General features: G+C 65.0%; 24 protein-coding genes, 1 tRNA gene, 1 rRNA gene, 1 pseudogene and 1 riboswitch. Of the genes and pseudogenes, 11 read left to right on the top strand and 16 right to left on the bottom strand.

Annotated features, from left to right (window positions below):
• Nucleotides 1–1,443: pseudogene (locus J7I92_RS23010) on the bottom strand (glycine dehydrogenase); the annotation flags it as partial.
• 203 nt (nucleotides 1,444–1,646) lie between these two features.
• Nucleotides 1,647–1,745: riboswitch (glycine riboswitch) on the bottom strand.
• Between the two features lie 81 nt (nucleotides 1,746–1,826).
• The gene (locus J7I92_RS23005) at nucleotides 1,827–2,366 is read right to left on the bottom strand and encodes a TetR/AcrR family transcriptional regulator (RefSeq protein ID WP_214844239.1); all 540 of its coding nucleotides are present in this window, start codon (nucleotides 2,364–2,366) and stop codon (nucleotides 1,827–1,829) included.
• A 69-nt stretch (nucleotides 2,367–2,435) separates the two neighbouring features.
• Here J7I92_RS23005 and J7I92_RS23000 point away from each other — a divergent pair, with 69 nt between their 5' ends.
• Complete coding sequence (locus J7I92_RS23000) at nucleotides 2,436–4,037, top strand: MFS transporter (protein WP_214844237.1); 1,602 nt, start codon at nucleotides 2,436–2,438, stop codon at nucleotides 4,035–4,037.
• 15 nt (nucleotides 4,038–4,052) lie between these two features.
• Here the strand turns inward: J7I92_RS23000 and J7I92_RS22995 are convergent, their stop codons facing one another.
• The 3 genes from J7I92_RS22995 to J7I92_RS22985 form a co-directional block, all read right to left on the bottom strand.
• Entirely contained in the window at nucleotides 4,053–4,511 is a 459-nt protein-coding gene (locus tag J7I92_RS22995; RefSeq protein WP_214844235.1) for an SRPBCC family protein, read from the bottom strand.
• 56 nt (nucleotides 4,512–4,567) lie between these two features.
• Nucleotides 4,568–4,963, bottom strand: a complete 396-nt coding sequence (locus tag J7I92_RS22990) for a metalloregulator ArsR/SmtB family transcription factor (protein WP_311380470.1) — start codon at nucleotides 4,961–4,963, stop codon at nucleotides 4,568–4,570.
• A gap of 165 nt (nucleotides 4,964–5,128) precedes the next feature.
• Nucleotides 5,129–5,608, bottom strand: a complete 480-nt coding sequence (locus tag J7I92_RS22985) for a Dps family protein (RefSeq protein WP_214844231.1) — start codon at nucleotides 5,606–5,608, stop codon at nucleotides 5,129–5,131.
• A 192-nt stretch (nucleotides 5,609–5,800) separates the two neighbouring features.
• Here J7I92_RS22985 and J7I92_RS22980 point away from each other — a divergent pair, with 192 nt between their 5' ends.
• Genes J7I92_RS22980 through J7I92_RS22970 form a run of 3 tightly spaced genes read left to right on the top strand, consistent with a single transcriptional unit; the run spans nucleotide 5,801 to nucleotide 9,471 of the window.
• A complete protein-coding gene (locus tag J7I92_RS22980; RefSeq protein WP_214844228.1) occupies nucleotides 5,801–6,832 on the top strand; it encodes a nitrilase-related carbon-nitrogen hydrolase in 1,032 nt (343 codons plus the stop codon).
• Nucleotides 6,829–7,854 (top strand): agmatine/peptidylarginine deiminase, encoded by a 1,026-nt coding sequence (locus tag J7I92_RS22975; protein ID WP_214844226.1) that lies wholly within the window; start codon nucleotides 6,829–6,831, stop codon nucleotides 7,852–7,854. Before J7I92_RS22980 ends, J7I92_RS22975 begins: the two co-directional genes overlap by 4 nt.
• Nucleotides 7,855–7,881: 27 nt before the next feature.
• On the top strand, nucleotides 7,882–9,471 hold the full coding sequence (locus J7I92_RS22970; RefSeq protein ID WP_251040359.1) for an APC family permease: 1,590 nt from the start codon (nucleotides 7,882–7,884) through the stop codon (nucleotides 9,469–9,471).
• Between the two features lie 141 nt (nucleotides 9,472–9,612).
• On the opposite strand, the gene J7I92_RS22965 is transcribed toward J7I92_RS22970, so the two are convergent.
• The 3 genes from J7I92_RS22965 to J7I92_RS22955 form a co-directional block, all read right to left on the bottom strand.
• Nucleotides 9,613–10,155 (bottom strand): hypothetical protein, encoded by a 543-nt coding sequence (locus J7I92_RS22965; protein WP_214844224.1) that lies wholly within the window; start codon nucleotides 10,153–10,155, stop codon nucleotides 9,613–9,615.
• 237 nt (nucleotides 10,156–10,392) lie between these two features.
• Nucleotides 10,393–10,695 carry a DUF4193 domain-containing protein gene (locus tag J7I92_RS22960; RefSeq protein ID WP_214844222.1) on the bottom strand — a complete coding sequence of 101 codons (303 nt, stop codon included), beginning with the start codon at nucleotides 10,693–10,695 and terminating at the stop codon, nucleotides 10,393–10,395.
• A 154-nt stretch (nucleotides 10,696–10,849) separates the two neighbouring features.
• A complete protein-coding gene (locus J7I92_RS22955) occupies nucleotides 10,850–11,107 on the bottom strand; it encodes a hypothetical protein (protein WP_251040358.1) in 258 nt (85 codons plus the stop codon).
• 145 nt (nucleotides 11,108–11,252) lie between these two features.
• Between J7I92_RS22955 and J7I92_RS22950 the strand changes: the two genes are divergently transcribed.
• Complete coding sequence (locus J7I92_RS22950; protein WP_214844220.1) at nucleotides 11,253–11,603, top strand: hypothetical protein; 351 nt, start codon at nucleotides 11,253–11,255, stop codon at nucleotides 11,601–11,603.
• A gap of 32 nt (nucleotides 11,604–11,635) precedes the next feature.
• Here the strand turns inward: J7I92_RS22950 and J7I92_RS22945 are convergent, their stop codons facing one another.
• The 4 genes from J7I92_RS22945 to J7I92_RS22930 all read right to left on the bottom strand — a co-directional run bounded on the left by J7I92_RS22945 (nucleotide 11,636) and on the right by J7I92_RS22930 (nucleotide 14,113).
• Nucleotides 11,636–12,427: a ZIP family metal transporter gene (locus J7I92_RS22945; protein WP_214844218.1), complete on the bottom strand. Its 792-nt coding sequence runs from the start codon at nucleotides 12,425–12,427 to the stop codon at nucleotides 11,636–11,638.
• A gap of 144 nt (nucleotides 12,428–12,571) precedes the next feature.
• Nucleotides 12,572–12,868, bottom strand: coding sequence for a hypothetical protein (locus tag J7I92_RS22940; protein ID WP_214844216.1), 297 nt, complete (start codon nucleotides 12,866–12,868; stop codon nucleotides 12,572–12,574).
• A gap of 108 nt (nucleotides 12,869–12,976) precedes the next feature.
• A tRNA-Thr gene (locus tag J7I92_RS22935) sits at nucleotides 12,977–13,050 on the bottom strand.
• Between the two features lie 172 nt (nucleotides 13,051–13,222).
• Nucleotides 13,223–14,113, bottom strand: coding sequence for a DsbA family protein (locus tag J7I92_RS22930; protein WP_214844214.1), 891 nt, complete (start codon nucleotides 14,111–14,113; stop codon nucleotides 13,223–13,225).
• 179 nt (nucleotides 14,114–14,292) lie between these two features.
• On the opposite strand from J7I92_RS22930, the gene J7I92_RS22925 reads away from it, so the two are divergent.
• The 4 genes from J7I92_RS22925 (at nucleotide 14,293) to J7I92_RS22910 (ending at nucleotide 19,459) form a co-directional block, all read left to right on the top strand.
• Nucleotides 14,293–15,792: a trehalose-6-phosphate synthase gene (locus J7I92_RS22925; protein ID WP_396020448.1), complete on the top strand. Its 1,500-nt coding sequence runs from the start codon at nucleotides 14,293–14,295 to the stop codon at nucleotides 15,790–15,792.
• Nucleotides 15,782–16,606 carry a trehalose-phosphatase gene (gene otsB / locus J7I92_RS22920; protein ID WP_214844212.1) on the top strand — a complete coding sequence of 275 codons (825 nt, stop codon included), beginning with the start codon at nucleotides 15,782–15,784 and terminating at the stop codon, nucleotides 16,604–16,606. Before J7I92_RS22925 ends, otsB begins: the two co-directional genes overlap by 11 nt.
• A 243-nt stretch (nucleotides 16,607–16,849) precedes the next feature.
• Nucleotides 16,850–17,932, top strand: coding sequence for an ABC transporter ATP-binding protein (locus tag J7I92_RS22915; RefSeq protein WP_137321243.1), 1,083 nt, complete (start codon nucleotides 16,850–16,852; stop codon nucleotides 17,930–17,932).
• Between the two features lie 111 nt (nucleotides 17,933–18,043).
• Nucleotides 18,044–19,459: a DUF4032 domain-containing protein gene (locus J7I92_RS22910; RefSeq protein ID WP_214844210.1), complete on the top strand. Its 1,416-nt coding sequence runs from the start codon at nucleotides 18,044–18,046 to the stop codon at nucleotides 19,457–19,459.
• A 51-nt stretch (nucleotides 19,460–19,510) separates the two neighbouring features.
• Here J7I92_RS22910 and J7I92_RS22905 read toward each other — a convergent pair whose 3' ends face one another.
• A complete protein-coding gene (locus J7I92_RS22905) occupies nucleotides 19,511–20,881 on the bottom strand; it encodes an FAD-binding oxidoreductase (protein WP_214844208.1) in 1,371 nt (456 codons plus the stop codon).
• Nucleotides 20,882–21,227: 346 nt separating this feature from the next.
• On the opposite strand from J7I92_RS22905, the gene J7I92_RS22900 reads away from it, so the two are divergent.
• Both J7I92_RS22900 and J7I92_RS22895 read left to right on the top strand, forming a co-directional pair.
• A complete protein-coding gene (locus J7I92_RS22900) occupies nucleotides 21,228–22,976 on the top strand; it encodes an alpha-amylase family glycosyl hydrolase (protein ID WP_251040356.1) in 1,749 nt (582 codons plus the stop codon).
• 44 nt (nucleotides 22,977–23,020) lie between these two features.
• On the top strand, nucleotides 23,021–24,070 hold the full coding sequence (locus J7I92_RS22895; protein ID WP_214844206.1) for a LacI family DNA-binding transcriptional regulator: 1,050 nt from the start codon (nucleotides 23,021–23,023) through the stop codon (nucleotides 24,068–24,070).
• A gap of 13 nt (nucleotides 24,071–24,083) precedes the next feature.
• Here J7I92_RS22895 and J7I92_RS22890 read toward each other — a convergent pair whose 3' ends face one another.
• The 3 genes from J7I92_RS22890 to rrf all read right to left on the bottom strand — a co-directional run bounded on the left by J7I92_RS22890 (nucleotide 24,084) and on the right by rrf (nucleotide 25,428).
• Nucleotides 24,084–24,632 (bottom strand): N-acetyltransferase, encoded by a 549-nt coding sequence (locus J7I92_RS22890; protein WP_251040355.1) that lies wholly within the window; start codon nucleotides 24,630–24,632, stop codon nucleotides 24,084–24,086.
• A 10-nt stretch (nucleotides 24,633–24,642) separates the two neighbouring features.
• Entirely contained in the window at nucleotides 24,643–25,134 is a 492-nt protein-coding gene (locus J7I92_RS22885) for an SRPBCC domain-containing protein (RefSeq protein WP_214844205.1), read from the bottom strand.
• 177 nt (nucleotides 25,135–25,311) lie between these two features.
• Nucleotides 25,312–25,428 (bottom strand): 5S ribosomal RNA (rrf, locus tag J7I92_RS22880).
• Nucleotides 25,429–25,451: the final 23 nt, after the last annotated feature.

Below are 25,451 nucleotides of genomic sequence, written 5' to 3'. Positions count from 1 at the left end.
GAACACCGGATGCTGCAGGTAGCTGGAGGAACGCTCTACGGCGGCGTCGAGGGTGAAGCCCCCGCCATTGAGGCCACCGTCACTGGCGGGCGATGCCGCAACTTCGGCGCCGAAGACGGCGGCAACGGCGGCGACGGTTTCCGGCGTCGTGGTTTCATCCACAGAGATGCCAACGGTGTCTGCATCGATGCCGCGCAGGTTGATGCCCTTGGCTTCGGCGGCGACAACGATCTCAGCAGCCTTGCCCGGAGCGTTGACCGTGATGGTGTCGAAGAAGCTGCCATGCACCACCTCGAGGCCGGCCGCCTGCAGCGATGCTGCCAGGACGCGGGCGTTGTTGTGGACGTTCTCAGCAATGGCCTTCAGGCCGTCCGGGCCGTGGTAGACGGCGTAGAAGGAGGACACGATGGCCAGCAGGGCCTGGGCGGTGCAGATGTTGGAGGTGGCCTTCTCGCGGCGGATGTGCTGCTCGCGGGTCTGCAGGGCCAGACGGTAGGCGGGGGTGCCGGCGTTGTCCTTGGAGACGCCCACGAGGCGGCCCGGCATGGAACGCTCGAGGCCCTTCTGGACCGCCATGTAGGCTGCGTGCGGCCCCCCGAAGAACAGGGGCACACCGAAGCGCTGGGTGGAGCCGACGGCGATGTCGGCACCCTGCTCGCCGGGAGGAGTGATCAGGGTCAGCGACAGCAGGTCCGCGGCAACTGTCACCAGTGCGCCGCGTTCCTTGGCCGCCGCGATGACGGCGGCGTGGTCCCAGACTCGGCCTGAAACACCGGGCTGCTGCAGGACGATGCCGTTGATGTCGCCGTCGGGAAGTCCCTGGGACAGGTCCGCCACCTCAACTTCGAAGCCTAGGGCCTCGGCGCGGCCTTGGACGATGGCGATGGTCTGCGGGAGGCAGTCGGCGTCGAGGACGGTCTTGCCGTCCTGGACCGACTTGTTCTTGTTGGCCCTGCGCATCATCAGCACGGCCTCGGCAACGGCCGTGGCTTCGTCCAGCAGGGAGGCGTTGGCGATGGGCAGCCCGGTCAGGTCCTGGACCATGGTCTGGAAGTTCAGCAGCGCTTCAAGGCGGCCTTGGGAGATTTCCGGCTGGTATGGGGTGTAGGCCGTGTACCAGGCCGGGGCTTCCAGGATGTTGCGGCGGATCACCGGCGGCGTCACGGTGTCGTAGTAGCCCTGGCCGATCAGCTGGACGGCGGTCTTGTTCTTCGCGGCCAGCGTGCGCAGCGCGGCCAGGACCTCGACTTCGCTGAGGGCGTCTGTGCTGTGCCCCGACAGAGTCAGGGCGCCCTCCTGGCGGATGTCGTTGGGTACGGCGGTGTCTACCAGTGAGTCGACGGTGTCGTAGCCGACGGCCTTGAGCATGGTGTCGATGTCGGCCTGGCGGCGGGCGCCGATATGCCGGTCGACGAAGGTGGTGGAGGCTGAACTAACCGTCACGAAGGAACTCCATTACTAGTGGCGGCGCAGGGTACGCCGCAGTGGTTCGGGTTCCTCCCCGCTCTGTTTTGGAGACCTGAGAGTTTCCGCGACGCCGTGCTTTCGCACGGCTCCGCTTGCACCGTCGGTGAGCATGGCTGTCCGGTTCACGGCCTCCAACGGGTTGGGGCACACAACGGACGGCCTGCTGCTTTCCAGAGTTGCCTCGCCGGGCGGTACATGGGCCTGAGAGATTCCTGGGGAGGATTTGCTCCTACGGCGCCTGCTTGTACCTACTTGCAGAACTCTCCCGCCGCAGATCAAAGGCATATTTAGTTTGCGGTGACAACAGCCACAGCCCCAATTCTCCTACGCGCGGGTCCTGTCTGCAAACTCCGCAGGGGTCAGCCACGGAGACGCTCCACGGCCGCCAGAAGGCTGTCCACGTCCGCGCTCATCCCGGGCGGGGACGCCCCGGGGCCGCTGGCCAGCATGGCATTGAAATAGAGCCCGTCGCCCATGTACAGCACTGCTTTTGCCATTGCCGCGCCCACGTCCGCCGCCAGTAACTCCAGCCACCCGCTCTGGACGGCGGCAAAACGGTGCAGCGTTTCCGCGTGTGCCACTTCTGCGAGCCGGGTTGCTGCGACAAAGACCCTGTCCAGCGGGGTGCCAGCCCAGAGTGAGGACCGGATGAAGTGGACGGCCGCCCCCTCCGGAGCGTTCGCCATCACAGCCAAGTCCGCCGCCACCAGCACGTCCATGCGCTCCAGCAGGGCCGAAATCATCGCTTCCTTGTTGGGGAAGTGGTACAGCAGTCCGCCTTTGGACACCCCGGCGCGCCTGGCCACGGCATCGAGCGTTGCGGCCCGTTCACCGACTTCGATGAGCAGGGATTCAAAGGCGTCGAGCACAGCTTCGCGTGCGACGGGTTTTCTGGCCATGGTTCCTATCATGCCCGGTGGCCCGGCGCCGTTCCATAACTGTACCGTCCAGACGGTATAGTTATCTACATGGGATCCTTGTCTTTACCTCCGCCGCAGGCCCCGCAGCGTCCCGCCGCCGCCACTTCCGATACTGCTGTTACCCAAAACCACGGGCCGAAGCCCGGGCGCGACTGGCTTGCCCTGGCGCTGCTGATGTTCCCGGTACTCCTGGTCGCGGTGGACAACACCGCTCTGACGTTCGCGCTGCCGGCCATCGCCCGCAGCCTCGAGCCCAGCGGGGTTCAGCTGCTCTGGATTGTTGATGCGTATCCGCTGGTCCTGGCGGGGCTCCTGGTGGCCATGGGGAGTTTCGGGGACCGGATCGGGCGGCGTCGGCTCCTGCTGATCGGCAGCACCGGCTTCGCCGCGGTGTCGGCTGCCACGGCCTTTGCGCCGAGCGCGGAATTGCTGGTTGCAGGACGTGCGGCGCTCGGATTTTTCGGTGCGATGCTGATGCCGTCCACCTTGTCCCTGATCCGCAACATCTTTCCCGACCCCAACCGGCGCCGGCTGGCCGTCGCCGTCTGGGCGGCAGGATTCTCCGGCGGCGCCGCGCTGGGGCCGATCTTCGGCGGCTGGCTCGTGGAACAGTTCTGGTGGGGCGCGGTCCTGCTCGTGGCGGTGCCCATCATGCTGCCCATCCTGGTGCTGGGTCCGGTATTCGTTCCCGAGTCCAGGGATCCCCGGCCGGGAACGGTGGATGCCGCCAGCATCGTCCTCACGCTGCTGACGATGGCTCCGCTGGTCTACGGCATCAAGACGCTGGCAACGGAGGGCGTTGGCATTATGCCCGCCCTGGCCATCAGCCTCGGACTCCTGATGGGGTGCGTCTTCGTCCGGCGCCAGCAAAGGCTGCGCAGTCCGCTTTTGGACATGGGCCTCTTCGCCAACAGGATTTTCAGCACGGCCATCACCGCTAACGTCTTGGCGCTCTTTTCCTTCAACGGCTTCATCCTGTTCCTGGCCCAGCACCTCCAGCTAGTGGAGGGCCTGCGGCCCACGGAGTCCGGAATGGCCATGATCCCCGCCCTCATTGCCACTGTGGTTGCCGGGCTGCTGGTGGTTCCGCTGGTGCGGAAGGTACGGCCGGGCTTCGTGGTTGCCGGCGGGCTTTCGCTCAGCGCCACCGGTTACTTCATGGTGGCGTTTGGGAATCATTCGGGCGGGCCCGCCCTGCTGCTGGCCGCGCTTCTGGTCCTGGCCCTCGGGGTGGGAGCAGCCGAAACGATTTCCAACGACATGATTCTGGGGGCAGTCCCGCCGGAGAAATCCGGCGCCGCGGCGGCGATTTCCGAGACCGGCTACGAGTTCGGTTCGCTGCTTGGCACAGCGATCCTCGGCTCGATCCTGACGGCCTCGTATCAGCGGAACCTGGTCCTGCCCGACAGCATCGCAGCTGCGGCCGCCGGCCGCGGTGAGCAGGGGATTGCGCAGGCCCGGGAGACGCTGGCGGGGGCCATGGAGCTGGCACAGGCCCTGCCCGCACCGCTGGCGGACACTGTGACGTCAGCCGCCCGGGTTGCGTTTGAGTCCGGCGTCCACATCACGGCGTCCATCGGGCTGGGACTGATGGCAGGGGCGGCAGTTCTGGTCGCCGTCGTCCTCCGCGCAGTACCGAAGGCGAAGTAGCTGCCGCCCTTCCCGTCAGTCCTGTTCGACGAACACCTGGAGGGCGTCCAACAGGCCGTCCGTCCCCTCTTTGCGGCCCGCCACCTGGTCCTCCTCGGTGAAGTAGACGCCTTGCTCAGTCAACGTGAGCAGGGTGCCGTCTCCGTCAGGAGCCAGCTCCACGGTGCTGAGCGAAACCGACGCTCTCTGCCCGTCCAGCAGCATTTCGTAGCTGTAGACGATCCGTTCGTTCTCCACAATGTCGTGGTAGATGGCGTGCATTGTGGAGACGAAGCCGCCGACCGGCCCGCCGACGTCCGTCTCCGTGCCGCCCTCCCGGAAGTCGAGGCTGGACTCGCCCTGGAACCATTCGGGCGGACCGCCGAACCACTTCTTCTTGCTTGAGTAATCGGAAAAGGCGTGGAAAACGCGCGACGGCGCGGCGTTCAGCCGGCGTTCGAGGGTGAAGCTTGCGTGCGTGATGGGGGTGGCCATGGCGTGCTCCTCGTGAAGGTGGTTGGTGCGGTTGAAGTCCGGTTGCTGCGGGACGGTTAGATCCGGCCGCCGGACTCCGGTTCCCCGCCGGAGTCCGGCGGGCCGTTGGCGAAGTCGGGGCCGGTGGAAAGGAAGGATTCCAGCCGGTCAAGACGGCGTTCCTGAGCGGTCCGGCGCCTGCCCAGCCAGCGCTCCGCCAGCCGGACCGAGGCCGGGACGATGCTGCAGCTGCGGACCCGGCCGATTTTTTCTGATCGGACAAGGCCGCTGTGCTCCAGCACCTGCATGTGCTGAACGATGGCGGGCAGGCTCATTGCGAAGGGCTTGGCCAGCTCGGAGACGGACGCCGGCCCATCGCAGAGCCGAATGATAATGGCCCTTCGGGTGGGGTCCGCGAGCGCCTGGAAGATCAGGTCCAGCCGCCGCCCGTCCTCCTCACTGTTGTTAAGCACATGCTTAAGCATTCCCGGAAACGCCGGGAAGTCAAGAGTCGGCCGGACATCCGCAGAAAACGAAAGCCCGCCACCGGAAATGGTCCGGTGGCGGGCTTCCCTGCGACTGTTCGCGGCTGCATTAGCCACTGCTGCGCTACTCGCTTGTGGCGTTACCTTCAGGTCCTACTTGCTGTCCGGGGTGGTCACGCTGGCCGAGGCCTTCATATTCTCCGCGCCCACCATCCAGGCGTACTGCTCCAGCTTTGCAATGAATTCGTGGAGCAGGTCCGCCGTGGTGGGGTCCTCCTCATCAACCTCGTCGTGGACCTTGCGCATGGTGCCTACTGCCGCTTCGAGCGCCGCAACGATGCGGTCGACGGCATCCTTGGTGCTGATCAGTCCTTGCGGGAAAGGAGGCAGGCTGGTGGCTTCGGCAACAGTTGCGCTGCGGCCGTCCGGCAGGGCGTGGAGTGCGCGCATACGCTCGGCCGTGTCGTCGGCGAAGTTCCGGGCGGCGTCGATGATTTCATCCAGCTGCAGGTGGAGGTCGCGGAAGTTCGTTCCCACGATGTTCCAGTGGGCCTGCTTGCCCTGGATGTGCAGTTCTATCAGGTCCGCGAGCACAGCCTGCAGATTGTTGGTCAGCGTCGGTGATGCCTTCATTGATCCTCCTGGTGTCAGCGGTTTTCCCGGTCATCCGAAACTATCCCAGCCGCCGGAGCGGCGCCACCAAATCTCGCGGGCGGCTTAACAAAATGATCAGTCTTCATTTTTCTCTTGCCATCCTGGACCGTGGCGTGGATACTAAATGAACGTCATTCATTTAGTGACGGCCATCTCACTGGAGTATTCACCATGATTGAAATCACCTGCCTTGAACCGCCCGTTTCCCTGGCCCGGACCCAGCCCTCTGCCCGGACCGCCCTGAGGGTCGGAGTGGTCCAGCACCGCTGGCACGCCAACCCTGCAGAACTTCAGGCAGAACTGGACGAGGGCATCGCACGTGCAGCACGGCTGGGGGCCACCGTCGTCTTCCTGCCGGAACTCACCCTCTCGCGTTACCCGGCGGATACGCTTCCCGAAAACGACACGTCACGCGCCTGGACTGCGCGCCCCCGCCCGTCAGACCTCGCGGAGGACCTCCTGACCGGGCCCACCTTCCGCTTCGCCGCCGAGGCCGCCCGGCGGCACGGCGTCTCGGTCCATGCCTCCCTGTACCAGCGTGCGGAGAACCCGGACGGTTCGGACGACGGCCTCGGACTGAACACAGCGATCCTGGTGTCGCCCGGGGGTGAACTGCTGGCCCGTACGCACAAACTGCACATCCCCGTCACCGCCGGCTACTACGAGGACAAATTCTTCCGCCAGGGGCCCGTCTCGGATGCCTACGAGGTCCACTCCCCCGCCGAACTGGGCGGTGCCCGGCTGGGCATGCCAACCTGCTGGGATGAATGGTTCCCGGAACTTGCACGCCTGTACTCCCTGGGCGGGGCCGAGATCCTGGTCTACCCCACGGCCATCGGCTCCGAGCCGGACCACTCGGACTTCGACACCCAGCCGCTCTGGCAGCAGGTGATCGTCGGCAACGGCATCGCCAACGGCCTGTTCATGGTCGCCCCCAACCGCTGGGGAAATGAGGGGACGCTGAACTTCTACGGCTCCTCGTTCATCTCCGACCCCTACGGCCGGATCCTCGTCCAGGCGCCCCGGGATGAATCAGCTGTCCTGGTCGCCGACCTGGATCTGGACCAGCGCAAGGACTGGCTGACGCTGTTCCCGTTCCTTGCCACCCGCCGCCCCGAGACCTACGGACGGCTCACGGAACCGGTGCGCCGCGAGCAGCCGCTCGGCGGCGAGGTGCCGGCATACCTGGAGGTGACGGCATGACCGGCTGGCGGATGCCTGCCGAGACCGCTCCGCAGGAGCGCATCTGGATGGCATTCCCCACCGGGGGCTATACCCTCGGCGACACCGGCGAGGAAGCCCACGCGGCACGGTCCGTGTGGGCCGCGGTCGCGAACGCCGCCGTCGAATTTGAGCCGGTCACCGTTGTGGTGACCCCCGACGACGTCGGCACGGCCGCGCGCTATCTGGATCCCGCCGTCGAGGTGCTCACGGCGGACCTGAACGACGCTTGGATGCGGGATATCGGCCCGACCTTCGTTGTGGATGAGGCGGGGCGCCTTGGCGCCGTGGACTGGGTCTTCAACGGCTGGGGCGGGCAGGACTGGGCCCGCTGGGACAAGGATTCCCTGATCGGCGCGGAAGTCGCCGGCCGGTCCGGAGCCCGGCACATCGCCGCCGCCTTGGTCAACGAAGGCGGCGGCATCCAGGTGGACGGCGAAGGGACCGTGCTGCTGACCGAAACCGTGCAGCTGGATCCGGGACGCAACCCCGGACTGTCCAGGGCCGATGTCGAAGCCGAGCTCGCGCGGACGATTGGCGCGACCCACGCCGTCTGGCTGCCGCGGGGCCTGACCAGGGACTCTGAGCGGTTCGGCACCCGCGGGCACGTGGACATTGTGGCGGCCATCCCCTCCCCGGGCACCCTGCTGGTCCATTCCCAGCAGGACCCGGAGCATCCTGATTTCGAAGTCAGCCGCGAAATCATCAGCTACCTGTCCACCACACAGGATGCCGCAGGACGGGAGTGGAACATCATCGAAGTCCCCGCTCCCTCCGTGCTCCGCGACCACGAGGGTTTCGTGGACTACAGCTACATCAACCACCTTGTGGTCAACGGCGGTGTTATTGCCTGCACGTTCGGGGACCCCAACGACGAAAAAGCACTCCGCATCCTTGCCGACGCCTACCCCGGCCGCCGGATCGTGGGCATCGACGCCCGCGAGCTCTTTGCCAGGGGCGGCGGCATCCACTGCATCACCCAGCAGCAGCCCGCTGCGTCCTAACCTGTTCCCTCCCAGAAAGGGCCGGACATGACCAACACCATCCGCCAAAGCTCCACGCCCCCCGCACCGGGCGCCGGCACCGCCGTCGCCGGTTCCACCGTCGCTGACGTGCCGGGCACCGCGCACGGCATTACCGGAAAGGGACTGAAGGGCGGGCAGCTGGGGCTCCTCGCCGTCGTCGTCCTTGGCATTTCCACGATCGCGCCGGCCTATACCCTGACCAGCGCCCTCGGTCCCACCGTGAGCGAGGTCGGGCTGCAGCTTCCCGTCATCTTCCTCATCGGCTTCATTCCCATGATCCTGGTCTCCCTTGCCTACCGCGAGCTCAATGCCGACTCGCCGGACAGCGGAACCACGTTCACGTGGGTTACCAAAGCCTTCGGGCCATGGGTGGGCTGGATGGGCGGCTGGGGCCTCCTCGCCGCGAACATCATTGTGCTCTCCAACCTGGCCGCAGTGGCGGTGGACTTCTTCTACCTGTTCCTCGCCCAGCTCACGGGTACACCCGAACTCGCGGACCTCGCAGCCAACAAGTTCCTGAACGTGGCCACCTGCTTCGTCTTCGTGGCGCTGGCCGTCTGGGTGAGCTACCGCGGGCTGCACACCACCAAGATCGTGCAGTACGGCCTGGTGGGCTTCCAGCTGCTGGTGCTGGGACTGTTCGTCGGCATGGCATTTGCGAACTGGTCCACGTCCGAAACTGCCATCCCGTTCAGCTGGGAATGGTTCGACGTCACCAAGATTGAGACGTTCGGGCAGATCGCCGCCGGCATTTCACTGTCCATCTTTGTGTACTGGGGCTGGGACGTCTGCCTGACCGTGAACGAGGAAACGGCCAACGGCAAGAAGACGGCGGGCATCGCAGGCACGCTCACCGCCGTCGTTGTCCTGGGCATCTACCTGCTGGTCACCATCGCCACCATGATGTTTGCCGGCGTGGGCACGGACGGCGTCGGGCTGAATAACGAAGAGAACCACGCGAACATCTTCACTGCGCTCGCGTCGCCCATCATGGGCCCGTTCGCCATCCTGATGTCCCTGGCTGTCCTGTCCAGCTCCGCCGCTTCGCTGCAGTCCACGTTCACCTCGCCGTCCCGCAGCCTGCTCGCCATGGCGCACTACGGCGCCCTGCCGAAGCCGTTCAGCCACATGAGCAAGAAGTTCTCGACGCCGGGATTCGCTACGGTTGCCGCCGGTGTCCTGTCCGCGGGGTTCTACGCCGTCATGCATGTGGTCAGCGAAAACGTCCTCAACGACACCATCCTGGCTCTCGGACTGATGATCTGCTTCTACTACGGGCTGACCGCATTCGCCTGCGCCTGGTACTTCCGCAACAGCGTCTTCAGCAGCGCGCGCAACTTTGTGCTGCGGCTGCTCTGCCCGCTGCTGGGCGGACTGGGCCTTCTGGTGGTGTTCCTGCAGACGGCGGCGGACAGCTGGGCGCCGGAGTTCGGCAGCGGTTCCGAGATCTTCGGCGTGGGGCTGGTCTTCGTCCTCGGCATCGGCATCCTCGCCCTGGGCGCCGTGTTCATGGTGATCATGGCCAGGCTGCGGCCCGGGTTCTTCCGCGGCGAGACCATCCGGAAGGACACTCCCGCACTGGTGGTTCCCGAGTAGGAACGACGCTGAGGCCTCCGCGGGGCTTATGCGTTCCCACCCCTGGAGCCGCCACGCAGTTGCAGGCCCCGTCCCGGAATCTTTCCGGTGCGGGGCCCGCAGTGTTGTTGGCTGGCGAGAGCCTGCGGTTTGTCCCTAGGCTCACCAGTAGTGGGCAACGTCAACTACCAGCCGCGATCCGGCCCCGGGTCCGTCCAAGGTGAATACCCTGAAGGGAAGCCGTGCCCGGACACCGAGCCCGACCGTCGTGTAACCTTCGAAACTTCCCGCCCAGGCAAGCTGGCGGAAGGTCTGGTAGCCGCCCACGTTGGTCAGTTCCTTCTGGTCTGCGGGGTTGTACGTGGAGCTGCCGGCGTCGTCGTATGCCGGCGAATTGACGGTGACCTGCAGGGATGCCCGCCCCCGGAGGGGAACCGGCAGTCCGGAACCGTCCTGCACCACAGTGGGGACGTACCGCACCGTGTAGCCGTCCACGGAACCGTTGAGGTCAACTACGAGGCGGTCGAAGCAGTAGTGCTGTCCCGTCCGGATGTTGGTGACCTGCCCCGCACCCATGTCAGGGTCGGATTTGGCGAGCGATCCCCACGTGAGCCCGCAGTAGGAGGCGGACGCCGGCCCCGGAGCCACTAGGCCCAGTCCGACTGCCATCAGGATTGCGGCCAGCCATACTTGAAGTTTCTTCATTTCAGCCACCCTTGGAAGTGATGAGATATTCCAAGCGTAGGAGCGCCGGCAAGCGAAAACGAGGGCTGAAATCCCTTCGGGGCCCAACCGTTAGCCTGCCGCAGCGCAGGTTACAGGGCGGTGTTGCGGAGGCAGTTTTTACGGCGTTTGAATGCCGTCAGCGCGAGTTTTGAGCGTGGTTCCGTGATGTCGGATAACGACGGCGGCGGCTGCCTTGGTTGCCTGTCCGAAAGCTGCTTAACCTTCGCAGTCGCGGCAGTACTTCAGGCCGTTCTTTTCCTTGGCCACCTGCGAGCGGTGACGGACCAGGAAGCAGGAGGAGCAGGTGAATTCATCCGACTGTTCAGGAACAACAATGACGGTAAGTTCTTCTCCGGAAAGGTCCGCTCCGGGAAGGTCGATGCCTTCGGCCGTGTCGTTCTCTTCGACGTCGATAACGGCCGTCTGGGCTGCGCCGCTACGGGACGCCTGAAGGGCCTCCAGCGATTCAGCGGGAGACTCTTCTTCTGTCTTGCGTGGGGCGTCGTAATCGGTAGCCATAGCGTGGTTCACTTTCGTTGCTGCGCAGCGCCATTTCAGGCACCTCAGTGAAGCAGTTTAGGACATTATGACGCCAGTGGAAGAAAAGTGTGCCCAACGAGACAATTTAGGCTCCCGAGTGGCAGTTTCCAAGCCCTTGGGCAGCCATCCGCGGCTATCCCTGGCTTGTTCCGGTCACCCTTTCCCGGTGCGCCCGCCCGGCCTGGTCGGCTGCAATGGTCACTCCGCTGAGCGCCGGCAGCCAGCCCCACCTGGTGATGTCGGCAATGGCAGCGTTGCCCTGTTCCCAGGGGTCGGGACGGGCGGGGGCGGCACCGGGCGGCACCACCAGGACGGACGGCACGGCCGGGACGGACTGCGCGGGGTCGGCCCCGAACCACAAGGCCATTCTGGCGAAGAGGCGTGTTCTCATGGCGCCAAGTTACGTTTCTGATGTTGTGGGAACGTTTCCGAGCAGTCTCTGCGGCGTTACATTTCGGGCGGCATAGGCTCTGGTGGTGAATAGTTCCTGGTTCTAGCCTTGAAGTCCGATGGGATACGAGATCCGGAGGTAGGACATGGCCACCAAACTCAATAAGAAAGCCCTGGAACACGCGCGCAGTCTCGTGAAGGACGGGAAAGTTGTCCGCGACACCCGCGATGACTGGAGCGAGCATGCTCCCTCGACCGACGACGAAAACGCGTTTATCAAGAAGCACGGCTTTTCGGAGTATTCAAAATGGCACCTCGGGCTGGACCCTGACGAGTCGGAGGGCACCAAGGGCAGCGTCAGTTTTCCCTTTGGCGACTTCAAGAAGATCCACCGCTGCGCCGTAGTGTCCCTGGAGAGCCGTGCTGCGCAATACGACCACGATGAGATTGCCAAGGCCGCGAAGGATCTGCTCGAAAAGATAGACGCGGAGTCGTAGCCTGCCACGACCGCTCCCGTGTACCCAGGCACCTATGCCAGGGACAACAGAAATGAGACCACGAACCCGGCCGCCGTGCTCAAGGCCACAGCCGGGCCACCATGTTCGAAAGCCTCCGGCATCAGAGTGTCAGCCAGAGCGGCGATCACCGCTCCGGCCGCGAAAGCCAGCGGCAACGAAATTGTTTCGGGGTTGCTGCCCGAGAGCGGGCCGGCACCAACCACTACGGCGATGACCAGCACCACCGAGCACAGACCCCAGAGCCTGATGATGCTGGACGTGGACATGCCTTGGCTGCGCATCGAGGCTGCTCCGACCAGGGCCTCGGGCAGGTTTGAGACGAAGATCGCGGCCAGCAGCGCCAGTCCGCCGGTACCCTCGCCCAACGAGACGCCGAGGGCGAGATTCTCCGGCACCCCATCAAGCGTGGCGGCGGCGAGCAGTGCAAGACCTGCCGCACCCCGGGTGGATGCTGTCGATGGCGCACGCCCCGTGGCAGCGGCGTCGGTGTCGAGCTTGGGGCTGCCCCGGTATTCATCGGCGGGAACCGGGCGCGAACCGGCCTGGGCCCAGCGGTCGAGGATTGCGCTTAAGACCGTGAACACCACGGCACCGATGAACAGACCGCCCGCAGCGAGCCAAATTCCGCCGCGCTCGTAGGCATCCTCGAATAATTCGAAAGTCAGAGCGGTAATCAGGGCACCCGCCGCGAAGGACAGAATCATAGCCAGGAGGCGCTTCGGCAACTCGAAACGCACACCCACGAAGGCCCCCAGCACTAAAGCACTGGAAGTCACGACACCGAAGAGCAGCGACGTTCCCACACCGACATTATGGAGGGCTGCCGGAATGGAAGACAACAGCAAAACAAGCCCGGGGACTCCTGGTGCGCAGCAGACGACGTGCCAATTGCGACAACCGAAGCCGTGCCCTCTGTGCCGGCGGGGCTTTCTGTCCTGTGCCCTGGACTAAGCCGGAGTGGCCGGCCCAACATCAAGTGTTTCCTGATAGTCCTCGTCATACCTCTCCTCACGCGGTTCGTCATAGGGGAAACCTCCAGGAAGGGATCCCTCCGCGAGGCCGCGAATGACCAAATGGCGGAGCGGTGACTGGCTGTTCGGAGCGACGGCCGGGATGGTGACTGCAGGTGTGTTCGTCATCCTGGTGTTTGCCATCTGGTCCAGCCCCGAGGCGCCGGCCGCGGCCAGGAGAACCACCGCCAGGGCTGCTAGTACAGGAACTACGCTCTTCGTCCAAAGCCTCATGATCCGATCATGAGCTAGCACCTTGAGAACAGGTCCAGATTTCCCTTTGGAGAAACTATGAAGGTCCTGGTGGGCGCAACGCCACGAGTAGGCCAATAGCCAAATCGGAGCCCCCTGTCGGATTCGAACCGACGACCCCCGCTTTACAAGAGCGGTGCTCTGGCCAACTGAGCTAAGGAGGCGTGTCTGCTTCTGCCTGCCGGATCCGGCCCGTCAGACGGTGCCGTTCACGACGCTGGATGCAGTGCTAGATAAGGTTAGCCCAAAGAACGCCTGCTGGTAAAAACGGCAGCGGCCCGGTCCCGGAGAGTTCCGGAGCCTGGCCACTGCCGTGTTGCACGGGCCAGGTGGCAGCTAGCCCTTGGCGTCGATTGCGGCCTGGATGAACGGGATCAGGTCAGTGTTGGCGGAGTCGCCCTTGCCCCACTGCTTGCCGTCCACGAAGGCGCTAGGAGTACCGGTAACGCCGATGGCCGCAGCTTCCTGCGTCGCCACCTTTATGTAGGGCCGGTATTTCTTCTCTTCCACGCAGGAATCAATGCTCTTGGCCCCGACATCTGTGGCCATCTTCTTCAGTTCGTCGTCCGACAAGCCGGCGCTGCCTTCGGCAGGCTGCTTGTCGAAGAGTGCATTGACGAAGTCAGAGTACTTTTCCGGTGATTCGTTGACCACGCAGGCGGCCGCGTTGGCCGCGCGGGAGGAGTAGTTGGTGGTGGACTGCTGGTCCAGGAAGCCGAGCGGCCTGTACTCCAGGGAGATCTTGCCTTCGTTGCGGAGGCTGGTCAGCTGTTCGTTGTAGGTGCTTTCGAACCGCTTGCACACGGGGCAGATGAAGTCGATGTAAACGACGACCTTCACGGGCTTGCCCGCTTCAGCCTGCGCGTCCGGAACCGTGATCTCCGCCGGCGGCGTTGCCGGCTTGGCCGGCACGTCGCTCACATTGACCGTGGCGGGATCGGACTTCACCACCTCGGAGTTGGCTAGCAGCGTCACACCGCCATGCACGTTGCCGTTGGCCGGTGTGGGTCCCTGGTCCGCTACAGGCGCGTTGTTCCTGATGTTGGAACTGACCACGAGGGCAACGATTGCGAGGATGGCCACGACGGCCACCACAATGCCCCAGCCGATGAGGAGCTTGTTGCGCTTGTCCTTCTTCAGCTGCGCCTCACGGATCGCACGGGCATTCTCGCGGGCCTCGGCAGTGCGTTCTGCTTTGGACTTGCGGGGTTCGTTTGTGGCGCTCATCAGTTCCTCGTGTCGATCGGCCAGGTTCGGTCCACATCAGTGGCAACTTTTTCAGTCTAGGGGAGAAACCTGAGAGCTTGCCTCTTCAAGTTTCCATCCGGTTGACCAACGGATGAATAGCACGGAAGATTCCGTCCGGCTAGGGTTGATTGGAGCCATTAGCAACCCTAGGGGTATCAATGCAGACCACGCACTATGAAAAACCCGAAGCAGATGTTGAGGGAGAGCCCGCACCTGGCAGCCACGCTTCGGCCGCGCTGTACGACTTTATGGTGGTTTCCAACCGCCTTCCGGTTGACCGCTGCGCTCCGGAAGACGGTGGATGCGAGGATGGCTGGCGCCGCTCACCCGGCGGCCTGGTGACTGCGCTCGCCCCCATGATGACCAAGACCGACGGCGCTTGGGTGGGCTGGCACGGCGCCCCGGACGAAACTGTCAAACCCTTCAGCCACGGCGGCATGGACCTGGTCCCGGTGCAGCTGAGCACTGACGACGTCGAGCTGTTCTACGAGGGCTTTTCCAATGCCACGCTCTGGCCGCTGTACCACGATGTGATCGCGCCGCCGGAATTCCATCGGACCTGGTGGGACTCGTACCGGAAGGTCAACCGGCGGTTCGCCGACGCGGTGGTCCGCCACGCCGATCACGGCGCCACCGTCTGGGTGCAGGACTACCAGCTGCAGCTGGTTCCAAGGATGCTCCGGGAAGCACGCCCGGACCTGAAAATCGGGTTCTTCAACCACATCCCCTTTCCACCGCCGGAAATCTTCGCCCAACTCCCGTGGCGGCGGGCCATCATCGACGGCCTGCTCGGCGCGGACCTGGTGGGCTTCCAGCGCAGCAGCGATGCGGGCAACTTCATGCGCTCCGCCCGTCGCTTCCTGGGTGCGAGCGTCAAGCAGCAGCAGGTCCACGTCAAGGGCGCCGACGGCGAGACAACCCATATCGCCCGGGCGCAGGCATTCCCCATCTCCATCGACGTCAAGCAGATCAGCGAACTGGCCCGCAAGCCTGAAATCATTGAGCGGGCGCATCAGATCCGCCGGGACCTCGGCAATCCCAAGACCATCCTCCTCGGCGTCGACCGCCTCGACTACACCAAGGGCATCCGCCACCGGCTCAAGGCCTACGAGGAGCTGCTGGCGGACGGCAAGGTCACGGTGGAGGATGCAGCCCTGATCCAGGTGGCGAGCCCCAGCCGGGAACGCGTGGAGCAGTACCGCCTGCTGCGCGAAGAGGTGGAAGGCACTGTCGGCCACATCAACGGCACGTACGACACCATGCAGAACACCGCCGTCCGCTACCTCCACCACAGCTACCCGATTGAGGAAATGGTGGCGCTCTACCTGGCGGCCGACGTCATGCTGGTCACGGCATTGCGCGACGGCATGAACCTGGTGGCGAAGGAATACGTGACTGCCCGCACCGGCAACGACGGCGCCCTGGTGCTCAGCGAGTTCGCCGGCGCCGCGGACCAGCTCAAGCAGGCGCTGCTGATGAACCCGCACGACATCGACGGCCTCAAGGACACCATCATGAGGGCTGTCAACATGCAGCCGGCCGAGGCCTCCCGGCGGATGCGGTCGATGCGCAAGCAGATCCTGGACCACGACGTCGACCACTGGTCGGCAGACTTCCTCGCCGCCCTCAAAGAGAAAGTGGTCCGCGATGACTCCTGACGAAGCCCCGGGCAAGACCCCGCTCACCCTCGCACCTCAGCTCCTGGAAGCCATCCGAAAAGTTGCCGCCACCGAGCACCTGCTGGTGGCCATGGACTTTGATGGAACAATCTCGCCGCTGGTCGACCACGCTGCGGACGCCCGCCCGCTGCCCCGGTCCGCCGCCGCTTTCGCCGCCCTCGCCGTGCTCCCGCGGACGACGACGGCACTCATCTCGGGCCGTGCGCTTGCCAGCCTCAGGGAGGTGGCCTCGCCACCCCCGGAGACCCTCCTCATCGGCAGCCACGGGGCCGAGGTGTGGCTGGGTCCCGGATCATCCGAGCTCACGCTGGATCCTGAACAGCTCGCCCTGCTGGCCGAGGTCCGCCGTACCCTCGAAGAGATCGCGGAGCAGGCGCCGGGGACGTTACTGGAGGACAAGCCCGCGGGCGTGGTGCTCCACACCCGGCTCGCTGCCGACGACGTGGCCGAGGACGCAGTCGCCGCTGCCCGGGCAGCCCTGCAGGACCTGCCTGATGTGTACCTAAAGAACGGCAACCGCGTCCTGGAGACGTCCGTAGTTCATGCGTCCAAGGGCGAAGGCATGACCTTCCTCCGCCAGGCAACCGACGCCACCGCTGTGGTATTCGCGGGAGATGACACCACGGATGAGGACGCGCTGGCGCGGCTGTATCCCGGCGATGTCGGCGTCAAGGTGGGGCTGGACTTCACCCAGGCGCAGTTCCGAGTTGAGGCGCCGGTCCACATCGCCGAACTACTGGAAACGCTGCTCAGGGAGCGGACGCTCGCCGTCACGGGCTCACGTTCAGCGTAGGCAGCAAGACAAGCCGCCGGTTACGCATCTCACATGTGACATCCGTAACATTTGCACCCATATGCATAAAACCTGACATACTCTTGGTTGTGATGTGGCGCACAGACACCGTGCGGCGTCACGCGATACTCCTCGGCTTCGGCCGGGGAGTACACGGCTGAAAACCCGTGGACAACTGAATAAACATGAACCATTCACAACGGATCGTCCGGCACGTACCTGCCGGTGAAGGGATTGATAACTGTGGCAACAGTTACTTTTGATAACGCTACGCGTCTGTACCCGGGCACAGAAAAGCCCGCCGTCGATAAGCTCAACATCGACATCGCCGATGGCGAATTCCTGGTCCTCGTTGGACCTTCAGGTTGCGGTAAGTCCACCTCGCTGCGCATGCTCGCAGGCCTTGAGGACGTCAACGCAGGCCGCATCCTCATTGGTGACCGCGATGTCACCGACGTTCCGCCGAAGGACCGCGACATCGCAATGGTCTTCCAGAACTACGCCCTGTACCCGCACATGACTGTCGCGGACAACATGGGCTTCGCGCTGAAGATCGCCGGCGTCAGCAAGGAAGAGCGCGCCGAGCGTGTCCGCGAAGCAGCAAAGCTTCTCGACCTCGAGCCGTACCTGGACCGCAAGCCGAAGGCACTCTCCGGCGGTCAGCGCCAGCGTGTTGCCATGGGCCGCGCCATCGTGCGTAACCCGCAGGTCTTCCTCATGGATGAGCCCCTCTCCAACCTTGATGCCAAGCTCCGCGTGCAGACCCGTACGCAGATCGCATCCCTGACCCGCCGCCTGGGCGTCACCACCGTCTACGTGACCCACGACCAGGTCGAGGCCATGACCATGGGTGACCGAGTGGCTGTGCTGAAGGACGGCCTGCTGATGCAGGTCGACACCCCGCGCAACCTCTACGACAAGCCCAAGAACGTCTTCGTCGCCGGCTTCATCGGCTCCCCCGCCATGAACCTGCTGGAACTACCCGTCGTCGACGGCGGCGTCCAGTTCGGCGGAACCGTTTACCCGGTACCGCGCAACATCCTCGAAGAGGCACACGGCGCCACTGTCACCCTGGGTTCACGCCCCGAGGACCTCGAGCAGGTCGCCGCAGGTGAAGGTCTCCAGGTTGAGGTTGACGTCGTCGAAGAACTCGGCGCCGACGCCTACGTTTACGGCCACACCACGCTGGACGGCAAGAGCCACGACATCGTGGCCCGCGTCGATGGTCGCCGCCCCCCGATGAAGGGTGAGTCCATCTACGTTCGCCCGCAGTCCGGACACGTACACCTGTTCGACACCAAGACCGGCCTGCGCCTCGGCGACTAGCCTCTAGCACGAACGGCGGCCCTCCCTAACAGGAGGGCCGCCGTCGTGATTTAAGCAGGGTTTCCTGACTTGGTTTAGGCGGCCCGCCCCTACGTACGGAAGAATTGGCACATGACCGAGGAAAGCAGCGCCCAATGGCACGACGAACCCACCGACTACGGCCAGATCGGCAAACTGCCTCGGTTTGAAGCGGCCAGCGCCAATGACGACAAGATTTCCAGCGTCTCCAGCAACCTGAGCATTACGGCCGCCTCGGCTGACCCCGAGCTCCTGGATCTGCCGTGGCACATCGCCCTCGAGGACTGGCCGGCTGAATACCTCGCCGCCCTTCCCCGCGGTATTTCCCGGCATATCGTGCGCTTCGCCCACCTCGGCGGCTCGGTGATCGCCATCAAGGAAACGTCCGAACACGTGGCCCGCCACGAATACCACATGCTCCGCAAGCTGGCCCGTCTGGATGTGCCCTGCGTCGAGCCCGTGGCTGTCATCACCGGCCGCACCACCCCGGACGGCAGGCCGCTGAACCCGGTGCTGGTCACCCGGCACCTCAAGTTCTCCATGCCGTACCGTGCGCTGTTCTCGCAGATGCTGCGGAAGGACACCCTCACGCGCTTGATCGACGCCCAGGCGCTGCTGATGGTGCGGCTGCACCTCATCGGCTTTTACTGGGGCGACGTGTCACTCTCCAACACGCTTTTCCGGCGTGACGCCGGCGCGTTCGCCGCGTACCTCGTGGACGCCGAGACCGGCGAGCTGTATCCGGACCTGTCCACGGGCCAGCGCGAGTACGATCTCGAGATCGCCCGCGTCAACATCGCCGGCGAGCTGATGGACCTGCTGGACGGTGGCCTGATCGAAGAGAAGGTGGACCCGGTGGCCACCAGCGAACTCATCATGGACAGCTACCGGCGGCTCTGGACCGAGCTCACGGAAAAGGAATCGTTCGAGCTGGGCGAGCGCTGGCGTGTGGGCGCCCGCATCCGCCGCCTCAACGAACTCGGCTTCGACGTCGAGGAATACGCCATCAAGACCACCCAGAACGGCACCACCATCCAGCTGCAGCCCAAAGTGGTGGACGCGGGCCACCACCAGCGCCGCCTGTTGCGGCTCACCGGGCTGGACGCCCAGGAGAACCAGGCCCGCCGGCTGCTCAACGACATGGACTCGTTCCGTGCAGACAACAATCCGAAAATGGACGAGGAATACAGCGCCCACCTGTGGGTCAGCCAGATCTTCGAGCCCATCGTCCGCTCGATTCCGCGGGACCTCTCCGGCAAGCTCGAACCGGCGGAGGCCGTCCACGAAGTGCTGGAACACCGCTGGTACATGTCCGAAAAGCAGGAGCGCCACATCCCGCTGGCCGAGGCTGTGCAGTCCTACATAGACTCCATCCTCCGGCACCGCCGCGACGAGGCCGCGATCATGCTTAACCCCGACACGGAGCTGCTCAAGATCCTGGAAGTGGAGACCGAGCAGTCCCGGTACGGCGAGGAAGACATCGACGAATACCCGGACGCCGACGACTGAGCCGCGGCCCGCGGGCAGGGCCTGGCCGGGCAGGGCCTGCCAGGGCCCGGGCTAGATCGCCTTTCCGGGGTTCAGGATGCCGGCCGGATCGAAAAGGTGCTTGATCCGGCGCTGCAGCTCCCGGACCGGCGCGGGCTGCTCCAGGCCCAGCCACCGCAGCTTGTACTGCCCGACCCCGTGCTCGCCGGTGATGGTGCCGCCCATCGCCAGGGCCACCGTGATTGATTTGTCCAAAGCGGCACCCAGCCGCTGCATGGCGTCAGCGTCCACTTTGGTGTCCAGCCGGTCCACCCAAAACGTAGGGTGCAGGTTGCCGTCGCCGGCGTGCGCCACGACTTTGAGCTGCACGTCGTTGTCAACGGCCATCGCTTCAAGTTCGCCCACGTAGTCCACCAGCCGCGAGCGCGGCACCGCAACGTCCTCCCCCACCCGGTATTCGTCATCCACTTCAACTCCGCGGCTGTTGCGCCGGAGCTCCACCAACAGCTCGGCCTCAGCGCTGGCCTCCGTGGTCACCGCGGCACCGCCCGCGGCGAGGACCTTGCGGACCACGTCAGCTTCCGCGGCCGCACCGAAGCCGTCCGTCTGCACCAGAAGGAGGGAGGCACCGCGCCTCCTCAGGTCCGAGCCGTGGATCGAGTCCAGCTGAAGGAGAGTGCCGCCGTCGAGCAGTTCCATGATGGCGGGCTGGACACGCGCCTTTCCCACTGCCAGTACCCCGGCCGCGGCACTGCGGAAGTCCGGGTAGAACGCGGCAATGGTCTGCACCTCCCGAGGCAGGTACTTCAGCCGGACGGTTGCACCAACCACGATTCCCAACGTGCCCTCCGAGCCGACGAACAGCCCTGTGAGGTCGTAGCCGGCAACCCCCTTGAAGGTCTGGTGCCCGCTATGGATCAGGGATCCATCCGCCAGCACGACGTCCAGGGCCAGCACCGAATCACGGGTGACGCCGTATTTGGCGCAGCGCAGCCCGCCGGCGTTGGTGGCCACGTTGCCGCCGATCGTGGACGTCCGGAAGCTCGCGGGGTCCGGCGCGTACATCAGCCCGTGGACGGCGGCCGCGTCGTTGAGATCGGCGTTGATCACGCCCGGTTCGACGACGGCGGTCTCGTCGTCCGGGTTCAGGTCCAGGATGCGGTTCATCCGTTCAAGGCTCAGCACGATGCACCCCTGGCTGGCATGTGCGCCGCCAGAGACACCCGTCCCGGCGCCGCGGGCGACGATCGGCACGTTGTGGCTGGCGCAGGCACTCACAACTGCCTGGACGTCAGCTACGGACTCGGCCCAGGCGACGGCAAGCGGCAGTTGATAGTCCAGCACCGGAGCCTGGTCTACGGCATAGGCAGCCAGGGTGGCTTCGTCCACGGCAAGCTTGCCGGGCTCCAGGATGGTTTTGAGCTCGTCAACAATGTTGCCCATGCGGCCCTCCAGGTCCGTCGAATCCGGCCTCCAGTCTATTCCGCGGGATGAGGGTTCCGGCAGTTGCGGTGGGGTTGCTGCTGGAGGAATGTCCATGCGGCATGATGGGCGGCTCCCATCACATTTGCAAACGCTTCCAAGATCAGTGTAATGAACAGCGCCCAAGGGGGCCTGCTGGGGGAGGCGGCACCACCCGGGTTTGGCCCTTTAGGCCCCGCTTCGTGGCTGTGCAGTCCGAAGGCGGCGATCATGGGACATCGCGAAGTCGCGCGGAAACAAAATGAGGCGTACGTCACAATTGGAAGCGTTTACAGTTTGCGTCGGCCCGCGCTTTACGATTGCCAACATGTCCGTTGACTCAATGCTCCAAGCCCCCGCTGCGTCGGCAGGGCCGCTCACCCTGGTACACGCCGCCGACGACGCCTCCGGGTGGTGGCGGTCCGCTGTCATTTACCAGGTCTACCCGAGGTCCTTCCGGGACTTGAACGGTGACGGTATCGGCGACCTGGCCGGAATCACCGCCGAGCTGCCGCAGCTTGCCCAGCTCGACGTCGATGCTGTCTGGCTTTCGCCTTTCTACCGCTCCCCGCAGAAGGATGCGGGATACGACGTCAGCGATTACTGCGACGTCGACCCGTTGTTTGGCACCCTGGCTGACTTCGATGCCATGATGGCCCAGGCCTCCCGCCTGAACCTGAGGGTGATCGTGGACCTGGTTCCCAATCACTGTTCCGACCAGCACACGGCATTCCAGGCCGCCCTCGCCGCACCGGCGGGCAGCCGGGAACGTGACGTGTTTATTTTCCGGGACGGCCGCGGACCACTCGGCGAGGAGCCGCCGAACAACTGGCAGTCCCACTTTGGCGGATCGGCCTGGACGCGCATCACCGAGCCGGACGGCGCACCCGGGCAGTGGTACCTCCACCTCTTCGACGGCTCCCAGCCCGACTTCAATTGGGACAATCAGGCCGTGCACGATGAATTCGAGCGGGTGCTTCGATTCTGGCTGGACCGGGGCGTAGCCGGCTTCCGCGTGGACGTGGCCCACGCCTTGGTGAAAGCTGCCGGGCTGCCGGAGTGGGGCGGCCCCGCCGACGGCAACAGCTCCGACGGCTATCCCGGACACGAGGCCCCGATGTTCGGCCAGCCGGCACTGCACGACATCTACCGGGTCTGGCGCCGCATCCTGGCGGAGTACGGTCCGGACCGCATCCTCTGTGCCGAAGCCAATGTGGACCCGCTGCCCCGGTTGGCTGACTGGGTCCGGCCCGACCAGATGCACCAGGCTTTCAATTTCCCGTACCTTCACGCCGGCCTCGACGTTCACCGGCTCCGGGGCGTGATCACCGACTCGCTGGTGGCCCTGGACGCCGTCGGTGCGCCAAGCACCTGGGTATTGTCCAACCACGACGTCGTCCGCCACGCCACGCGCTTCGGCTACGACGGCCCCGCACCGCGTGACGGCGACGGAATCGGCATCTTTGACCGGCAGCCCGACTTTGCACGGGGAAGGGCCCGCGCAGCGGCGGCCTCGATGTTCATGCTGGGGCTGCCCGGCGGAGCGTACTTGTATCAGGGCGAAGAATTGGGACTCCCGGACGGTATCAACATCCCGGACAGCCGGCGCCAGGACCCGACGTTTGCGCGCACCGGCGGAGAACGACTCGGCCGAGACGGCTGCCGCATCCCGCTTCCGTGGCGCGCCGCCGAACCGCATGCCGGCTTCGGGTCCGGTGAGGCACCTTGGCTGCCGCAACCGGAAAGCTTCACGGAACTGGCGCGCGACGCCCAGGCCGAACAGCCGTCGTCGCACTTGAACCTGTACCGCCGGATGCTGGCGGTGCGCAGGGAACTCGACCTGGGCCGCGGGTCGTTGGCCTGGCTCGAGAGCTGGTGCACGGACACGTCCCTTGCCTACCTCAACGGCACCAGCCTGGTGGTCATGAACCTGGGTCACGGGCCGTTGGAACTTCCGCCGGGCGAGGTGCTGCTGCGCAGCTCGGGCACGTGGCCGGAGCCTGGTCCGGGGGCACCGGACGGCGGTCATCAGCTAGGCTCTGGTGAGACGGTCTGGTTGAGCCTCCCGGGAGTGTGAGACGGCCGTCCCGAACGTACGATTGAAAACACGGAGAGCTGAACATGCCCGGCATCAAGGACGTCGCTGAGCGCGCCGGTCTTTCCACCGCCACTGTCTCCCGCGCCCTCAGCGGCAAGGGCAACGTCTCCGCCAGGAGCCGCGAGAGGGCGCAGGCGGCAGCGGCAGAACTGGGCTTTGTGTTGTCTTACCATGCCTCCAGCCTCGCGTCCGGGCGGAACCACAATATCGGCGTAGTGGTTCCGTCCGTCCACCGCTGGTACTTTTCGTCCATTATGGAAGGCATCTCAGCCACCTTGCTGGACGCCGGGTACGATCTCACGCTCTATAACGTCAGCGAGGGGCCGGACCGCAGGCACACCGTGTTGAACGACTTCCTGCTGCGAAAACGGGTGGACGCGGTAATTGCGGTGTCCCTGCAGCTCAGTGAAACCGAGATACAGCAGTTGCTGGCCATTCGCCGCCCGGTTATGGGCATCGGCGGGCCGTTGCCGGGCGCTTCCACCATCAGGATCGATGATCCCGGCATCTCGGCCGCCGCCACGAACCACCTCATCCAGTTGGGCCATTCCAAGATCGCGCACATGACGGGCGACACCTTCTTTGAGCAGGACTTCCGGTTTGAGCAGGACTTCCGGCTTCCGGGAAAACGGCAGGAAGGGTACGAAAAAGCCATGAAGGCTGCGGGGCTGCACCTACGGCCCGAATGGCAGGTAACCGCCGACTTCACCATCGAGGGTGCCTACGCCAGCGCCAGGCGGTTGCTCGGCGCGGCTTCGGACCGCCCTACGGCTGTGTTTGCCGCTTCGGATGAAATGGCCATCGGCACCATCCTGGCAGCACGCGACTTCGGCCTCCGGATCCCCTACGACCTTTCCGTCATCGGAATCGACGGCCATGAGCTGGGCGAAGTGTTCGGGCTGACCACTATAGACCAGGACGCCCGTGGCCAGGGCGCACTGGCAGTCCGGCTCCTGCTGGCGGGGCTTCAGGACGCTGCCGACGGCGTCACAACCGGCACAGAGTTCCCCACCAATTTCGTGATCAGGTCCAGTACGTCGGTGCCTCCGGTCGAGACGGCCTGGACTCGCTAGGCGCTGCTTGTGGCTAGGCCTTCGACTGCGCCCGTGAGTCGGCCAGGGCTGGCTCCCCCGCCGACAGCTCCCGCTCCATGATGATTTCCTTCTTGCTTATATCGAGCGGATAGGTCTCCCGACGGCCCGTGTCACGGAAGCCATGGCGCCCGTAAAAGCTTGCGGCGCGGGTGTTGTCCTCGTGGACTCCCAGCTGCAACAGCCCGGCTCCCAGTTCCTCTGCCGCCGCCTTGACGGATTGCCGCAGCAACTCGTCTGCCAGGCCGCTCCCCCTGAACGGGGCAGCAACGTAGACGCTGATAAGCATGGCCTGTAGAAGCCGCCCGGTTTCCTGGGGATGCTTCACCACCACCCGCATGAGGCCGCAAAAGGCCTTGGCGCCCGGTACGGCTTCGGCGACGAGGGTGATGCTGCCCGGGGCGGTCATTGCGGCAGATCTGCTTCGCCACTGCCCTTCCGTCTGCGCCTGCGCCGAGACCAGTGATTCGATGTAGGCAGTGGGAGTGTCCGCGAGCATCTCAAGCCTCACCGCGCGAAGGGCCTCCCACTCCCCCTCGGCCATTGGCCGGACCCTAACCAACTGCACCGCCCATGAACCGCACGAAGCGTGCCAGGACCTGGGGCCAGCCGGCGTCGTACTCCGCGCGCGTCCGGGCAGGGTCCTCGGCGCCCTCCCAGCCATCGTGAACGAGACGTAGCTCAGTTCCACCCTCAACGGCCCGGAAGGCTACGCGGAGTTCCGTGGACCACAGCGCCGTGGTTCCCGGGTACCAGCTGGCATGGAACGACAACGGCGGCTGCCAGTCGTCTATGGTTCCCCAAACTGCGGTCCGGCCATCGTCGGCGGTTTCAAGGACCAGGTTTTCTTCGAACTCGACGTAGGAGCCGGTACCGAAGACGCTGTGCTCTTCAAGCGGCCACCATAGATGGGTGTGTTCCGTGAATCCGATGAACGCTTGAGAGACCGAACCCGGCACCACAACCGTGTCAACCACAACGTCCAGGGCGTCCACGGGATCGGCTGCTTCGTCCGCGGGGGAGGCGTGGCTAAAGAGGTTGTCCATGGTCAACAACTTTACCCGCCGAGCGAATCTGCGACGCTCTCTCATTACCTGCCGGGTTTTCCGGGTCGCTCGGGTCGTTGCAGGAAAGGAGCGAGGGTCCTGGTTTTGGGGGTTTTGTGGTTTTAAATGCGGGAGGCCCCGAACCGTTGTCTGGTTCGGGGCCTCGACCTAATGTGTGTCCGGCGGTGACCTACTCTCCCACACCCTCCCGGGTGCAGTACCATCGGCGCTGTGGGTCTTAGCTTCCGGGTTCGGAATGGGACCGGGCGTTTCCCCCACGCTATGACCGCCGTAACCTTTTTACCCGTTCCTCCGGG

This window comes from Arthrobacter sp. ISL-72, assembly GCF_018613755.1.
Lineage (GTDB): Bacteria > Actinomycetota > Actinomycetes > Actinomycetales > Micrococcaceae > Arthrobacter.
Note: the sequence above shows the minus strand (reverse complement) of the source record. Positions and strands in the feature narration are given on the sequence as shown.